The organism is Bacillus paralicheniformis (genome assembly GCF_001042485.2).
Classification (GTDB): Bacteria; Bacillota; Bacilli; order Bacillales; family Bacillaceae; genus Bacillus; species Bacillus paralicheniformis.
Genome location: NZ_LBMN02000036.1, coordinates 244235 through 259356 on the forward strand (window position 1 = coordinate 244235; position 15122 = coordinate 259356).

The following is a 15122-nucleotide window of genomic DNA, read 5'->3' on the forward strand; positions in this document are numbered from 1 at the left end:
CATTCAGTATCATTATATCATCTCATGACTGCCTGCCATTTGCCTTTTTTGAAGGTTGTGTGAAAATTTAGAAAGCCGCTTTACCGTGTTCGGCCAATGCCCTGAGCCTTTTCACTTCATGAGGCGTGAGCTCTCTTTTTTCCCCGGTTTTCAAGCCCGCCAGGTTCAAAAAAGCGTACTCTTCCCTTTTCAGCTTAAGCACTTCGTGTCCGATGGCTTCAAACATTCTCCTGACCTGGCGGTTTCGCCCCTCATGGATCGTGATTTGGACGATGCTTGTCTGCTTTTTCTTATCGAGTGACAAAAGCTTCACTTTTGCCGGAGCTGTCTTTCCTTCCTCAAGGCGTACGCCCCGCTCAAGTTTTTTTAAATTCTCCTTTAAAGGAATGCCTTTCAGCTTTGCCACATACGTTTTATTAATTTCGTATTTCGGGTGCATCAATTTATTGGCGAAGTCCCCGTCATTCGTTAACAATAAGAGGCCGCTTGTGTCATAATCAAGCCTTCCGATCGGATAGATCCGCTCCTCCACCTCTGTGAAAAAGTCGGTCACAACTTTCCGGCCTTTGTCGTCTTTGACTGCTGATATAACCCCTCTCGGTTTATACAGGAGAAAATAAACGGGTTCTTCGCTTTCAAGCTGGACGCCGTTTACCTCAATCCGGTCGGAGCTTGATACTTTAACGCCGAGCTCTCTGACGGTTTTGCCGTTGACCGTGACTCTCCCTTCTTTTATAAGTTCCTCCGCCTTCCGCCTTGATGCAATACCGGCGTGGGCGATTACTTTTTGAAGTCGTTCCATATCTTTCACCTCATGTATTATCTTACTTTTTTCCAGACCAACAAACAAGTTTGCGGACGCCTTCTTCCTTAGGAAAGAAGCACTCCGCCCTTAAATGTATCCTTTCTCACGTCAAAAGTAAAACAGTTTTGGCTAAAAAAGCAAAAAAGCGCCTCTTGATCAGGCGCTTCCAAACAGCAATGTTACAATTATCACAGACGCGATAATCCCCGCTAAATCAGCAAGCAGTCCCACTTTTAAAGCGTCCCCCATTTTCTTGATTCCGACCGCGCCGAAATAGACGGTTAAAACATACAGCGTCGTGTCTGTCGATCCCTGCATGACAGAGGCCAGTCGGCCGATGAACGAATCGGGTCCGTAAACCGCGATCAAATCGGTCGTCATGCCGAGCGCCGCCGTTCCCGAAATCGGCCGGATCAGAGCCAGCGGAACCACTTCCGTCGGAATTCCCACGGCGGAAAACACCGGCTTTAAAAGATTCATAAAAAAATCGAGCGCTCCTGAAGCACGGAAAACGGTGATCGCGACAAGCATACCGACCAAATAAGGGATAATGGAAAACGCAATTTGGATTCCTTCCTTCCCTCCCTCAACAAACGCTTCATAAGTCGGAACTTTTTTGAATGTGCCATACAGCAGAATCGTGGCGATGATAAACGGGATAAGGGCCAGAGAAAGCCAATTGATGAATTCCACATGCTCACCCCTTCTTTTTTCTTCTATAATAAAAGTATCGGTCAATGAAGATCGCAAAGATTCCCGATATTAAAGTCGCCAAAATGGTCGGCCCGACGATGTCTGTCGGCGCCTTTGCATCATATGTCATCCTGACCGCGATGACGGTCGTCGGAATCAAGGTAATGCTTGACGTATTGACCGCCAGAAAAGTGATCATTGAGCGGCTCGCTTCCCTGCGGTTCCGGTTGAGCGCCTTCATCTGTTCCATCGCTTTAATGCCGAGCGGTGTCGCCGCATTGCCCAATCCGAAAAAGTTGGCCATTAAATTGGATAAAATATAACCCATCGCCGGATGATCCGGAGGGATCTCGGGAAACAGCTTTGAAATGAACGGCCTGCACAACCTGCTGAATTTTTCGAGAAGCCCGGATTGTTCGGCGATTTTCATCAGCCCCAGCCAAAAAACAAGGACGCTCATCAGGCCGATCGAAATCGTGACGGCTTCCTTCGAACCTTTAAATACGGCTTCATTGACTTCCTGAACCGTTCCGTTGAAAAGCGCAAACACCAGACCGATCACCGTTAAGCCGACCCAGATTATATTGACCATGATGAACCGCCTGCCGCTTTTTGGAATACGGATTGAAAGGTCTCGAAAAACGATTTTTTCGGCTTTTTGTTACGTTCGTTTTCATAATAGATCGGTACGCTTGCAATCGTTTTTCCGTCGAATATGACGTTCATTTCTCCGATGATGTCCGGGATTTCTTTTTTGTTTTTACGCCACGATTTTTTCGGTTTAAGAAGCTCGATGTCAACCTTCACGTCTTCTGTTTCATCTTCGTTTAACAGATATGTGACATCCCGTTTAATAAAAGCTTTATTCCCGTAAAAAGAGTCTTTTAATTTCGGAACCTCGCCTTTTTTGGCGATGATATATGTTTTGTAGTGGCCGTATACATAGTTGAACATGTTCATATGATCATTCCAGTCGTCAGGGGCGTTGATGGTGACGGCGATCAAATCGGTTCCGTCTTTCGATGAAGTGGAGACGAGCGTGCGCTTCGCCAGCTTGGTATATCCCGTCTTTCCGCCTGTACTGTATTCGTAAAGCCCTGTTAAAAGCTTGTTTTTATTTCTCCAGATGCCTTGCATCGTTTCTGCCTTATAGCGCTTCGTTCCGGCGATTTTTTGGTACGTTTCGTTTGTCATCGCATATTTCGTCAAAAGCGCCATATCATAGGCCGAGGAATAGTGGTCAGGGTGATCATCGAGTCCGTGCGGATTGCGGAACAGGGTGTTTTCCATGCCAAGGTCGGCCGCTTTTTGATTCATCATGTAGACAAACCCTTCCAGGCTTCCGCCCACATGCTCAGCAATCGCAACGGCTGCGTCATTTCCCGATCTCAGCATCAAACCGTAAACAAGGTCCTTGAGCTTCACCTTTTGCCCGCTTGTCAAATAGATTGATGATCCCTCCGTTTTGACCGCCCTGTCGCTGACCGTGACTGTCTCATCCAATTTGCCCGATTCCACGGCCAAAATGGCTGTCATAATCTTCGTAATGCTTGCAATGCGCCGTTTTTCATGCTCATCCTTCGCAAACAATACCCGTCCGGATTGCCCGTCCATGACAATCGCACTTCTTGCGCTGACATGAAGGGAAGGCTGTGCTTCAGCGATTTGGTATGAAGAGCATAAAAGAGAGCATATGATGATGGCTGCTGCAGCCTGTTTTAGAAAAAAGCGCATTTTTTCTCACGTCCTTGTGGTTGTTTGTACAAGTTTATGCGCTTGTCTTTCCGTTATGAACACCAATTGGATGATTCCCCGAGAAAAATCTCAAGCAACATTAAAACTCCCCCTTTCATGAAAGGGGGAGTTCCGGCACACGGTTCATTTAAGCTATGATCTCGGCTGAACCATCTTCATCCGATAGTCAGTCGCATAGTATTCCAATTCTTCTCTCATCGATTGATATTCTGTTTCAAGCGAAGCCATCAAATTTTTTAATGAGGCCGGCGCTGGTTCGTGAAAGCAAATGGCGTTTTTTCCCGTGTAGGCCGCTCTGCTGTCTTCGTACCAAGTATCTTTTTTCGGTGTAAAAAATTCTTCTATGCATCGATGATAGATCTGATAGAGCGTCCTTTCGGCGGCAGCGTCCTGAAAAGGAACCTGCTTCAGCCTGATTCGGCAAGCCAGAAGCCCTTCTTCACAGTAAACCGCCAGTTTTCTCAAGTTGCTGAGGACATCGCGATAATAATCTCTGCTCCCGGGCTCTTCGGCTTCAAGGGATAAGAGCGTCGTTTCGTTTAAATAATCGCTCAGCGTCTGAACGGTCTGTGCTAAAAATTCGCCTGCCTGCTCGGTTTGGGCTCTTGCCATAGATTTTGCCATTGGTGTCGGCACCCTCTCCTCATCGCTTTGTTACAATCGTATTCTTTCATGCATGAAATTAAACATAAAAAATACGATAATATATATTATCATACTTCGGTCCTTAAGGTGAGTCTATTTTAAATCTTCGAACGTCTGGTTAAAGTTCTCAAAGAACAGATCGGCTTCTTCCTGAACCCCGTCTTCTTCTACATTTTCGGGCAGCGGCGGAAGCTCTTCAAGCGTTTTTAAGCCGAATTGTTCAAGAAATGTTTCGGTTGTACCGTACAAGATTGCCCTGCCCGGTCCGTCCGCCCGGCCTACTTCGCACAACAGCGCTTTTGCGACAAGGCTCTGGAGAATCCGTTCAGATTTGACCCCTCTGATCTCCTCGACTTCCGCTCTCGTAATCGGCTGCTTATATGAGACGATGGCCAAAACTTCGAGGGCAGCCTGAGAAAGCCCTTTTGAAGGGGCTTCAATCAGCTTTTTCAAATAGACGGCGAATTCTTTTTTGGTCGAAAGCATGTACGTATCCGCGTACTCGACAAGCTCGATGCCCCTGTCTTCTTTTTCATAGGTTTCTTTGACATCGAGCATAATATCCTGAAGCTCGGCTTCATCGATCTCCAAAACGGATAATAGCTGTTTTTTTGTCAGGCCCTCGTCGCCGGCGGCATACAAAAGCGCTTCGACAATGGCTTTCCAATTCACGATATCAAGCGTCATGAATCGCTTCACTCCCTGTTATGTAAATGTCTGAAAAGTTGTGTTCCTGTTCAATGATGATCAGCTGGTTTTTCATCAGCTCCAAAATCGCCAAAAACGTCACAACGAGATGCTCTTTCTGTTCGTATGGGAACAGTTCCATAAAATGCATCCTTTGACGGGACGATTTCAAACAATCGACGATTTGCGTCATTCGTTCTTCTATCGGTATTTCCTGTCTTGAAATTCTAGTTTCAGACGGCCGGCTGATTTTTTTGCGGTTTAACACCTTTTGAAACGCCCCAAGCATGTCGTAAACGGTGACGGACAGCTTTTGCTCGCTGAGTTTGATTTCCTTGGCATAGTCGCTTAAATCGCTCGGCGGCTTCGCGAATGCTTTTTGCCGCTCTTCCTCGCGCTCCTTCAAATTTTGCGCGGCACTTTTGTATTTTCTGTACTCTATTAATTTTTCAATCAATTCTTCTCTCGGGTCCTCTTCCTCCTCGAGAAACTCTTCGTCAAGCAGCTCCTCTTCCTGCTTTGGAAGGAGCATTCGGCTTTTAATGCTGAGAAGGGTCGCAGCCATCACCAAATATTCACTGGCCACGTCGAGCTCAAGTTCGCGCATCGTATGCACATATAATAAATACTGCTCGGTTATCTTCGCAACAGGTATGTCATAAATGTCTATTTCAAGGCGGTTGATTAAGTGCAGCAGCAGATCCAGCGGCCCTTCAAACGCCTCGATTTTCACCTGATATTCCATGTTCATTTCTCACCATTTTCAAAATCGCTTCTAAGCCGGCTAAAACTGGCTACCCTTTAGTATAAATTACGCGTCTGCATGAAGTCCAATATAATTTAAGAAGCTTTGGCATTCGCCTATACGATTTGAGCGTATGCTGCATAGAATACTGTGTAAAATCTTAAACCTGAGGAGGGAACAACATGGGAGGTAAAGGCTTCGGCTACGGCGGAGGATTTGCTTTGATTGTCGTTCTGTTTATTTTGTTGATTATTGTAGGAGCGGCATGGATCTATTAACATAAAAATGAGAAGCGTCCGTTACCCGGGCGCTTTTTTCATAGCCTGGATATATCTCCATTTTTCCTCCGTTCCGTTCTTATGATACACTTTAACGGAAACTTAAAGGAGGATGTCAGATGTATCCCCAAGCTTATATCGATTACCTGGCCGAATTCCACGGGTCAAGGGATTATTTTGAATGCCACGAAATTTTAGAAGACCATTGGAAAAAGGACAATCCCGGCGAGCGGAAATCATACTGGGTTGGATTGATTCAGCTGGCAGTCGCACTCTATCATCAGCGGAGAAACAATTTTGCCGGTGCAGAGAGATTAATGGCGAACAGCATCCGCATCCTGGTGTCCGAAAAAGACGCAGTCGAATCACTCGGATTGGATTACAGCCGCTTCATCAAGCTGTTAAGGAAGACTTACCAAAAAATCAAAGCCCATTCTCCTTATGAAAGCATCATGCTTCCGATCACAGATGCATCTTTGATCAAAGCATGCCGGAAACAATGTGAAAAAAAGTCGTATGAGTGGGGAGCAAACGATCCACCGGACGCCTTCATCATCGATAAACACCTGCTGAGAGACCGGACTGAAGTGGTTGCCGAGAGGGAAAAACAAATCGAACGGCGAAAAAAGAGCAGAGGCTAGAAGCCTCTGCTCATTGGTTATATGTGATGTCTTCATTTTCGTGATCCTGACAGCGCTCAAAGAATCCTTTAGTTAATTCATTCGGAACCAGCGGTTTAGGTGCAAACATTTGCGAAATGGCCGACACCATTTTTTTGCCGATTCCTTGATGACGGTGAGACGGATTTACACTGATATGCTTGATCTCGACTTCTTCTTCTCTTTTCTCTACTCCTACACAGCCGACAATATCCTCGCCTTCTTTCCATAGGAACAGCTGCCTTTCAGTGTCCGTTTCATAGTCTTTAATTGTCTGCTGAAGCTGCTTGACGTCCTTCTCATTCGGCATAAACGAAAGGAGCCCCATCGCAATCTTTTCGAATGACTTTTTATAACGAATTAACATAAATACCCCTCAATATATCAAAATGTGGATCTAACGAAGGCTAGTCGCTTCACATCACATTATAAACATTTTTATAACCTTTTTAAACTCTTTTTCGGTAATTATTGAAGCGACCGGGTCAGGTTCGCCATTTCAATCGCTGCCGCGGCAGCTTCTGCACCTTTATTTCCGGCTTTTGTTCCGGCGCGTTCTACCGCCTGCTCGATCGTGTCTGTCGTCAATACGCCGAAGATCACCGGAACGCCTGTTGACATGCTGCTCGCCGCAATCCCCTTTGCCGCTTCATTGCAGACATAGTCATAGTGGCTTGTCGCTCCTCTGATGACCGTGCCAAGTGTAATCACGGCGTCGTATTTTTTCGTTTCAGCCATTTTTTTGGCGATCAGCGGAATCTCGAATGCGCCGGGAACCCAGGCGACATCAATATCATCAGCTTTGACCCCATGTCTCAACAGCGTATCTTCTGCACCGCTTAGAAGTTTGCTTGTAATAAAATCGTTGAACCTTGACACAACGATCCCAATTTTCAAATCTGTTCCAATTACATGACCTTCTATTTTATTCATATGAATCCCGTCCTTTTTTGTGATTGATTTTAGTTTAAAAATGAAGCATATGCCCCAATTTTGATTTTTTCGTTTTTAAGTACTTTTCATTATCTTTTTTTGTCTCCATCTGCAGCGGCACCCTGTCTGCGATCGTCAGGCCGTAGCCTTCGAGACCGGCAATCTTTCGCGGATTGTTCGTCAGCAGCTTCATTTGTTTCACGCCGAGGTCTCTTAAGATTTGGGCGCCGATCCCGTAGTTGCGAAGATCCGGGAGAAAACCGAGCTTTTCGTTAGCCTGTACGGTGTCATATCCTTCTTCCTGCAGCTTGTAAGCTTTCAGTTTATTGATTAAGCCGATTCCTCTTCCTTCCTGTCTCAAATAAAGGAGCACGCCCCGGCCCGCTTGTTCGATTTGCGCGAGCGCGGCAGCAAGCTGCGGGCCGCAGTCGCAGCGGTAAGAGCCGAAAACATCGCCCGTCAGGCATTCTGAGTGTACGCGGACAAGGACAGGCTCGTCTCCGTAAGGTATATCGCCTTTGACGAGTGCTATATGTTCCTTGTCATCGATTTCGTTTGTATAGCCGTAAACCTTGAATGTGCCGAATTCGGAAGGCAGCGTAATCTTCACTTCTCGGTTGATCAGCGTTCCCTTGCTGTAGCGATATTCGATCAAATCTTTAATCGTAATCATTTTCAAGTCATGCTGGTCGGCTATTTTTTTGAGCTCGGGCACCCTTGCCATCGTGCCGTCTTCATTCATGATTTCGCAGATGACGCCGGCCGGCGCGGAACCGCACGCCTCCGCAAGGTCAACGGCCGCCTCCGTATGTCCGGCTCTTTTTAAAACGCCGCCTGTTTTCGCAATCAAGGGGAAAATGTGCCCCGGTCTTTTAAAATCACCCGGAAGCGCGTGATCATCAATCAGCGACATGACGGTCAACGACCGCTCCTGAGCGCTGATCCCCGTCTTTGTATCGCGGTGATCCACACTGACCGTAAATGCCGTGTGATGAGAATCGGTATTTTCGTCCACCATCGGATGGAGGTCAAGCCGTGAAGCGATCTCTTCATTAAGCGGCGCGCAGATCAAACCCCTTCCGTGCGAAGCCATAAAGTTGATCACTTCAGGTGTTGCGTATTCTGCCAGCGCAACGAAATCGCCTTCGTTTTCCCTGTCCTCGTCATCGACCACGATGATGACTTTTCCTTGCTTCAAATCGCGTATCGCTTCTTCAATTGTGTGAAACATAGGCGCTCAGCCTCCTTTCATTTAAAACCCGTTTTCTTTAAAAAATGATTCAGTCAATGGCTTTGCCTGTTTGTCTTGTTTTGCTTGGTGGAGAAACCGGTAAATGTATTTGCCGATCATATCGCACTCGATGTTGACGATGCTTCCGGGCTTTTTTTCCGAAAAAATCGTTTCATCCAATGTGTGCGGGATTAGCGAGACTGTTACTTGATCTTCCGTCAGTCCAAAAATGGTGAGGCTGACGCCGTCTACGGCGATCGAACCTTTTAACACAAGCATTTTGGCCAGTGAAGAGTCAAGTTTTAAATCATAGTATACGGCGTTAGCCGCTTTTTCTATGCGTACGATAGACGCGGTGCCGTCGACATGCCCCGACACCATATGCCCGCCGAAGCGGCCGTTTGCCGCCATCGCCCGTTCAAGATTGACGCGGCTTCCTTTTTTTAATGTGCCGAGTGATGTTGCTTTCAGCGTTTCAAGCATGACATCCGCCGTGAAACTGCCGGAACCGAACTCATTTACGGTCAGGCAGACTCCGTTGACAGCAATGCTGTCGCCAAGCTTCACATCTTCGGTCACTTTGTTGGATTGGATGACTAAAGACATGGCGCTTCCCGCCTTTTTCATGTCCAAAATCGTTCCGACTTCTTCAATGATGCCTGTAAACATATGCCACCGCCTTATTCTTTTATCGGTTTTGCCGCCAGCTTTATATCCTGGCCGATTTTGGTAATGGTTGTGAAATGCAGTAAGGGGACATCTTTCATCGATTGAAAGCCTTCACCGGAGAGGATGCTGGGAGATTGCAGCCCTCCGATTAATTTAGGGGCAAGATAGAAGATCATTTGCTGATAGAGTCCTTCTTTGACGAAGCTTGCGTGAACCGTCGCGCCACCTTCGACAAAGACTGAAGCGATTCCTCGGTCTGCAAGGTGCAGAAGCACGTCGCGCACCGGAAGTTCATCCGCATCCAGCACGGTTACCTGTACACCTTCTTTTTCCAGGTTCCGAACCTTTTCGGGATCTGCCTTGGACGTCGTGTAAATCCAGGTTTCCGCTGCTTTATCCTGAATTACTTTTGACTGAAGCGGGATTGACAGCATCGTATCGAGAACGACACGCACCGGCTGATTCACTGCACCGGGGAGACGGCATGTCAAACTCGGGTCGTCTGCTTTTATTGTGCCCGATCCAACTAAAATACTCTGGTGGTTTTTTCGGTATTGGTGAGCGTCCATCCGCGCTTCTTCAGAAGTAATCCATTTGCTGTCGCCTGTTGCGGTAGCGGTTTTGCCGTCAAGGCTGGCAGCTGCTTTTAATGTCACATACGGAAGGCCTGTCCGCATAAAATACATGAACTTTTCGTTCAGCTCTTCCGCCTGTTCTTTGAGAACGCCTGTTTCGACCTCGATCCCGGCGCTTCTCAGCATCCCGATTCCTCTTCCGGAAACGAGCGGATTCGGATCTTCGGCTGCCACGACTACCCGCTTCAAACCGGAACGAATAATCAGTTCCGCGCAAGGAGGGGTTTTGCCGTAATGGCTGCACGGTTCAAGCGTCACATAAATGACGGCTCCTTCCGCATGGCGGCCTGCCATTTGAATGGCGTGCACTTCTGCATGCGCTTCACCGTATTTTAAATGAGCCCCCATCCCGACCACTTCACCGTCTTTGACGACAACGGCTCCGACAAGCGGATTGGCCCCTGTCTGACCTTCGCCCTGCTTCGCAAGCTCCAATGCAAGATTCATATAATGCGCATCTGTCATGAATTTCCCTCCCTTCTTCCAAAAAAATAACCCCGGATGTCGATCCGGGGGTTTGTTTTTGTGCATGAGAAATAAAACTATGCATCATCATTATTTTTCACATAGTCTCTTCATCCTTCTCCCATCCAGACTTTCACTGTCGGCTTCAGCTTCTCACTGAATCCACCGCTTTGCACGAAGCACAGCGGGTCACGGGCTCTAAAGCTGTCTCTCGCTTTATTACCGCCGGTCGGGATTTTCACCCAGCCCCGAAGGATACAATCGATATTTACTTGTCCTTATGCGTAATTATAGCGGCCGCATATTAAAATTGCAATGAAAACTGCTTGCACAGAAAAACCCCTCTGAGAAACAGAGGGGTTTTAATCTGCCACCTTGACGACTTTGATTAATCCGTCGATTCTGTTGGCATTAGAGAAGTAGGCCTTTACTTTGTCTCCTTCTTTAATGTCGGACAGATCCTGGTTAAGATTTTTCGCATTGAAAATGATCTTCGTTCCGTTATCTGATACCCCGTGGTATTCAGTGCCGTCAATTTTGGTGATCTTATATTGATAAATGGTATAGTTCTTTTCCTCAGATGAGACGGTTTGGCTGAGCGCCGTTGAGACATCTTGAACGCTTCCGTTTTTTAAATAATAAAAGCCTCCGGCCAGTACGGCAGCCAAAACGAGCAGAACCGTGAGCTTGAATCTTATTTTCCCCATGATCAAAACCTCCAGAACACGTTCTGAACTATCCTATGTTTATTTCCTGTGAATGATGAAATAAAACATGTTCGATTCAGACGGAAAATATGTGGTTTTTAAGTATAACGCAAAATGAAGGGAAATCGTTTCATATTCAGACGAAATACTACTTATAACCTACGAATGTACATTCTGGTTTAGGGGTGTGTGTGAAAACAAGCTTGAAAATTGAGTCCAAATAACTATGTTTTGAGAAACCGTTTGTTCTGGTTTCTTCGCTTTAGGTTTCGCTGTAAAAGTCGTTTCGGATGGCAATAACAGACTGATTTTTAAGATACTCGCTGTCTTTCGTTTTGGCCCAGGCGAGAAACTTCACATGCTCGGAATGGAACAGAGCCTCGTGATGGGGCGAGCGAGCAGCAGCCGCTCCGAGTCTGTGCTTGATACCGCGCACGAACTTCCAATATTGATAGAAAGGCAGTTTTAATTTTGTCATAAATCCTGCCGAGTCTTCAATCACATATCCCTCCTCTTCAATCGACGGGTCATTTGACACAGACAGGTACCATTTATAAAAATCCGTCCACTGGTCAAAAGAAATGACTTTTTGCTTACATTCTACACGAAATGTCTCAGCAAAACAGAGGACATCTTCATACGGCAGCTTTTCATATTTCATCTGCCTTTTAACAATGTCGAGAAGGACAAGCTTATCCGATTTGTACTCGATAATGTGCGGATCTTTTTCTGGCAGCACGACTTCAAATACTAACGAAACATTGCGTTTTTTTACATATTCTCTTACATCCTCTATCTGAGATGCGTCAAACGTTTTGTGAAACAGCTCTTCCACCCATTTCGCATGGCCGTCTTTTTGTCCGCTTGCCGATGTATAAGATTTTGAGGTGAAGACGAGCTCATCGGTTTCAGAATTGTAGCCGACAGTTCCCAAAAATCCATTCGCCTTATCATAAACAGTGACCGGAAAGCGCAGCGTGTTAACGAGAACATGCATTTTCGTCGTCAGGCGCTCATCGATGTTGAAAAATTTGTTGTAGCTTCTGCTGACGATTTCTTTGGTGTTTCTGTTGATAAACAGCCCTCTTGCCTTCATGCTGACGCTGTCCCATTTTCTCTCCTGAAAAGCCTTCCTCGTAAAGTTAAAAGAGGAAATGCCGCCGGCTAATTTTTGCTCAGACACATAATCGTGTTCGTCCAAATGCTTTAGAAAATGGTCGACCGTCAGCTCCTCGTGTTCGTGATGAGAATCAAGCGAAGGAGCGGACGTTTTAAACACATCATTTTTTATCTCATGTGTTTGAATTCCCGACCGATCGATGGTGACAACCCTTAAATGCCCGCCGTGCTCCACCTGCCCTTCCAGGTTATATGATTTTGCGGCTGCATGCACTGGAAGCCGGAACATGTTTCTGTGCCCGTGGATTTGAATGATGTTCCGCCCTTCCATATTTTTCGTAAAGACATGGTCGATATCTGTCTCATATCCGCCGACACCGTTGATCAGCTGGCTGGTAGCCGTAAGCAGAAGGTTGTCAGGAAGCGCGGAAATGCCGCCGTGCGTGATGATGTAAGCATCTTCTCCATACGTGAAGTAAACAATTTGGTGGAAGCGCCTGGCCAGTTCCCTGATATCTTTTTTGTCAAAGCCTGCTTCGTCTAATTCCGGTTTTGTCTTCTTGTTAAATACGCTGCTTCTTGTCTCTTCATCATGCCCGTATTGCTTCAAGTATTTATCATGATTTCCTTCGAGCAAAATCACATTTTTACGATCTTTGATACTGAACAGGAATTGAACAACTTTTGCGTTTTCTATTCCTCTATCAACCATATCACCTGTGAAAATATATAACTCGTCATCTTCGAGTCTGCCTTTCAAATAAGAATCCAGCACCGTAAAACAGCCGTGCACATCCCCGATCACATGTATTTTTTTGTAGCTGTCGAGCCGCCTCGGCTTATACTGCATCACATCGTCAAATTCTTCCGGCTTGATGACCGTTGTCCAGGAAGGCGCCGGTTCGGTTAAAATCCGCTCGTGCATGGCGTGAACCACGCTGTCGGGCACCCGCTTATGCTCAGCCCTCTCCCGGTTTCTCAACAGAGCGGTCTCAAGCGGAATATCGGAAAAATCAACCACATACGCTCTGTAGCGATACTTTAAAACGAGAGCTTTATAGCTTGAAATCATGCTTGGTTTCGCATGTGTGGCATCAACGACGGTGAATTCCCCCCTTTCCATCCTTTCTTCAAGGAGGGTGAACAAAAGCTTCCATACCTTGCCGTCATTTTTTTGGGAAATGTCGTATTTCCCTTCCAAATTTAACACGGGTGACTGATGGATCAGCCTCAGCTGATCAGCAGACAGTGTATATTGATTCAATTGATGATCCCTGATCCAGGTTGATTTTCCGGTGCCAGGGCAGCCTCTAAGCAGTACCAAAGTCCTCATTATTGATCTCCTTATTTAGTTCTGATAAGTTTTATTATAAAAAAATTTAGCATTCCTTCCAAGGATATACGTCCTTATTTGCATTTTGTTTCAAAAAATAAACAAAAAACACCCCCTAAAGGGGACTTTTTACGTGTTATTTCACACCTATCCTCTTTTTATCGGACATAAAAAAGGCAGTGCTCATATAAGCGAGCACTGCCCTTTGACGGAATATTATGTTACATTTCGTTCTCCGATATGAATCGGTGACGTTTTGGCAGATGTTACGTTTCTCTCAGCAACATGTACCGGTGCGGATGTTACATTTCTCTCAGCGATTTGCACCGGTGTGGACGTTACGTTTCTCTCGGCGATTTGCGTCGGTGCGGACGTTACATTTCTCTCGGCGACTTTCATACCATCTGTTTGCGTCATCAGCACAGCACTTGCCAGAGAAAGTCCTGCTACTGAAGCAGCGGCGGTTAACAACAGTTTAGATTTCATACGACCAGTCCCCTTTTTTCATTTGTTTTCGAGCACTGAATACCGTTTGATAGAAATAAACAGAGTCGCTCAAGCGCCCAATTTCATTATAGTATTCAGCAGCTTCCAATGCCAAGTCCTCAATATCGGGATACATCTTTTTTGACCCGAGCAGCTGAAAAGTTTCCAGCATTTGAGCTCTTCCGTCATCATCAAGATACAAGGCTTTCAAAAAATGAAATTTTGATAGATAGATCGAATCGTCTGATCGCCGGGCGATGTCAATCCCTTTGTTTAACGCGTCATCCGCCTGTTCCAGCTGCTTCAGCTTGAAATATGCATGTGCAAGACTAAAAAACGCTTTTGGGAGAATATCTGATGACTCTTCTTGATAAATCGCAGCAGCTCTGTTGAAGTATTCAGCCGCCCGATTAAAATCCCCCATCTTATAATAGCAGTTACCCAAATTGTAATAGGTGTGTCCTTCCAATATGAGCTGGCCTTTCTCCTGTGAAAGCTTCAGCGCCTTTTCAAGATGCGAAAGCGCTTTTTCATTCGAATCCAGATCGTCATAGTTGCCTGCGATGACGAACTCGCATTGGATTCTCCGAACCGTGTAAGTTTCATGCGCCTGGTAGGTTTCAATCGCTTGAAGCGCATAGTTCATCGACACGTGGCTCTGTTTCATATGATAAAACACTTCAGCCATTTTAAAATGAAACTCTGCTCTCTCTATTTCGTCCTCGACATGCAGCAGCTTTTTTTCGGCGCGCCTGTAAAAAGAGATCGCTTTAATATAATCATGGTTTTTATATTCATACATCCCTCTAAAAAAATTGAAATAATATTCAAGCAGGCCTGTCAGCTTTCCTTGTTCATCTTCGATATCTTTTAATATTTCAGAAAAGTCAGGCGGGGTTTCGCCTTCTTCCAATGGTTTTACGTAATCAAGCATGATTCTGTGTCTGAATTCCATTAAGGCGTAATACAATAATAAGTCTTGATCTTCTTCCATTTGAGAAATTTCGCGCTCAATTTCTGCCTTCAGCATTTCGGCGTCCGTAACATTGAATTTGCGTATCGCGTTATACCAGTCATTAATTTTTACGCCGACTGCAGTCGATGGGATTTTTACGCTCACCCCTTACGCCCCTTCCTTTTGTACAGATTGCGTTCTCTTTCTAGCTCTTCACTTGAATATATTTTACATAAAGGGTCATTTTTTCACAATTATTTTATTTATTAGGATCATCATTTCCTAGCAAAACGCGGTCGAAGAATCGGTCCCTGGTCCTATT

General features: G+C 45.8%; 18 protein-coding genes and 1 riboswitch. Of the genes, 2 read left to right on the forward strand and 16 right to left on the reverse strand.

What is annotated here, in order from left to right; translation table 11 throughout:
* Nucleotides 1-67: 67 nt before the first annotated feature.
* From rluB to ACH97_RS20215, 7 genes are all read right to left on the reverse strand, one after another.
* The gene (gene rluB, locus ACH97_RS20185) at nt 68-802 is read right to left on the reverse strand and encodes a 23S rRNA pseudouridine(2605) synthase RluB (protein WP_043054363.1); all 735 of its coding nucleotides are present in this window, start codon (nt 800-802) and stop codon (nt 68-70) included.
* Nucleotides 803-961: 159 nt separating this feature from the next.
* Nucleotides 962-1498: a spore maturation protein gene (locus ACH97_RS20190; RefSeq protein ID WP_023857485.1), complete on the reverse strand. Its 537-nt coding sequence runs from the start codon at nt 1496-1498 to the stop codon at nt 962-964.
* Nucleotides 1499-1502: 4 nt separating this feature from the next.
* A complete protein-coding gene (locus tag ACH97_RS20195; protein WP_020452005.1) occupies nt 1503-2090 on the reverse strand; it encodes a nucleoside recognition domain-containing protein in 588 nt (195 codons plus the stop codon).
* A complete protein-coding gene (locus ACH97_RS20200) occupies nt 2078-3232 on the reverse strand; it encodes a D-alanyl-D-alanine carboxypeptidase family protein (protein ID WP_043054364.1) in 1155 nt (384 codons plus the stop codon). Before ACH97_RS20200 ends, ACH97_RS20195 begins: the two co-directional genes overlap by 13 nt.
* Nucleotides 3233-3385: 153 nt before the next feature.
* Entirely contained in the window at nt 3386-3877 is a 492-nt protein-coding gene (locus tag ACH97_RS20205) for a YpuI family protein (RefSeq protein ID WP_048350674.1), read from the reverse strand.
* 114 nt (nt 3878-3991) lie between these two features.
* Nucleotides 3992-4585 carry an SMC-Scp complex subunit ScpB gene (scpB, locus tag ACH97_RS20210; protein ID WP_023857488.1) on the reverse strand — a complete coding sequence of 198 codons (594 nt, stop codon included), beginning with the start codon at nt 4583-4585 and terminating at the stop codon, nt 3992-3994.
* The gene (locus tag ACH97_RS20215; protein WP_035338491.1) at nt 4575-5330 is read right to left on the reverse strand and encodes a segregation/condensation protein A; all 756 of its coding nucleotides are present in this window, start codon (nt 5328-5330) and stop codon (nt 4575-4577) included. Before ACH97_RS20215 ends, scpB begins: the two co-directional genes overlap by 11 nt.
* Nucleotides 5331-5512: 182 nt before the next feature.
* On the opposite strand from ACH97_RS20215, the gene ACH97_RS23225 reads away from it, so the two are divergent.
* Both ACH97_RS23225 and ACH97_RS20220 read left to right on the forward strand, forming a co-directional pair.
* Nucleotides 5513-5608, forward strand: coding sequence for a YjcZ family sporulation protein (locus ACH97_RS23225; protein ID WP_003183108.1), 96 nt, complete (start codon nt 5513-5515; stop codon nt 5606-5608).
* 119 nt (nt 5609-5727) lie between these two features.
* Nucleotides 5728-6249: a DUF309 domain-containing protein gene (locus ACH97_RS20220; RefSeq protein WP_048350675.1), complete on the forward strand. Its 522-nt coding sequence runs from the start codon at nt 5728-5730 to the stop codon at nt 6247-6249.
* Nucleotides 6250-6259: 10 nt separating this feature from the next.
* Here the strand turns inward: ACH97_RS20220 and ACH97_RS20225 are convergent, their stop codons facing one another.
* The 9 genes from ACH97_RS20225 to ACH97_RS20265 all read right to left on the reverse strand — a co-directional run bounded on the left by ACH97_RS20225 (nt 6260) and on the right by ACH97_RS20265 (nt 14965).
* Nucleotides 6260-6634 carry a GNAT family N-acetyltransferase gene (locus ACH97_RS20225; RefSeq protein WP_020452011.1) on the reverse strand — a complete coding sequence of 125 codons (375 nt, stop codon included), beginning with the start codon at nt 6632-6634 and terminating at the stop codon, nt 6260-6262.
* 101 nt (nt 6635-6735) lie between these two features.
* The gene (gene ribH / locus ACH97_RS20230) at nt 6736-7200 is read right to left on the reverse strand and encodes a 6,7-dimethyl-8-ribityllumazine synthase (RefSeq protein ID WP_003183115.1); all 465 of its coding nucleotides are present in this window, start codon (nt 7198-7200) and stop codon (nt 6736-6738) included.
* A gap of 34 nt (nt 7201-7234) precedes the next feature.
* Nucleotides 7235-8431 carry a bifunctional 3,4-dihydroxy-2-butanone-4-phosphate synthase/GTP cyclohydrolase II gene (locus ACH97_RS20235; protein ID WP_048350676.1) on the reverse strand — a complete coding sequence of 399 codons (1197 nt, stop codon included), beginning with the start codon at nt 8429-8431 and terminating at the stop codon, nt 7235-7237.
* Nucleotides 8432-8452: 21 nt separating this feature from the next.
* On the reverse strand, nt 8453-9100 hold the full coding sequence (ribE, locus tag ACH97_RS20240; protein WP_048350677.1) for a riboflavin synthase: 648 nt from the start codon (nt 9098-9100) through the stop codon (nt 8453-8455).
* An 11-nt stretch (nt 9101-9111) separates the two neighbouring features.
* A complete protein-coding gene (gene ribD / locus ACH97_RS20245) occupies nt 9112-10200 on the reverse strand; it encodes a bifunctional diaminohydroxyphosphoribosylaminopyrimidine deaminase/5-amino-6-(5-phosphoribosylamino)uracil reductase RibD (RefSeq protein ID WP_048350678.1) in 1089 nt (362 codons plus the stop codon).
* A gap of 109 nt (nt 10201-10309) precedes the next feature.
* A riboswitch (FMN riboswitch) is annotated at nt 10310-10460 on the reverse strand.
* Between the two features lie 102 nt (nt 10461-10562).
* Nucleotides 10563-10907, reverse strand: coding sequence for a hypothetical protein (locus tag ACH97_RS20250; RefSeq protein ID WP_020452015.1), 345 nt, complete (start codon nt 10905-10907; stop codon nt 10563-10565).
* A gap of 262 nt (nt 10908-11169) precedes the next feature.
* The gene (locus ACH97_RS20255; RefSeq protein ID WP_048350679.1) at nt 11170-13359 is read right to left on the reverse strand and encodes an RNA ligase; all 2190 of its coding nucleotides are present in this window, start codon (nt 13357-13359) and stop codon (nt 11170-11172) included.
* Nucleotides 13360-13575: 216 nt separating this feature from the next.
* The gene (locus ACH97_RS20260) at nt 13576-13845 is read right to left on the reverse strand and encodes a hypothetical protein (RefSeq protein ID WP_023857494.1); all 270 of its coding nucleotides are present in this window, start codon (nt 13843-13845) and stop codon (nt 13576-13578) included.
* Nucleotides 13835-14965, reverse strand: coding sequence for a Rap family tetratricopeptide repeat protein (locus ACH97_RS20265; protein WP_043054368.1), 1131 nt, complete (start codon nt 14963-14965; stop codon nt 13835-13837). Before ACH97_RS20265 ends, ACH97_RS20260 begins: the two co-directional genes overlap by 11 nt.
* Between the last annotated feature and the right edge of the window lie 157 nt (nt 14966-15122).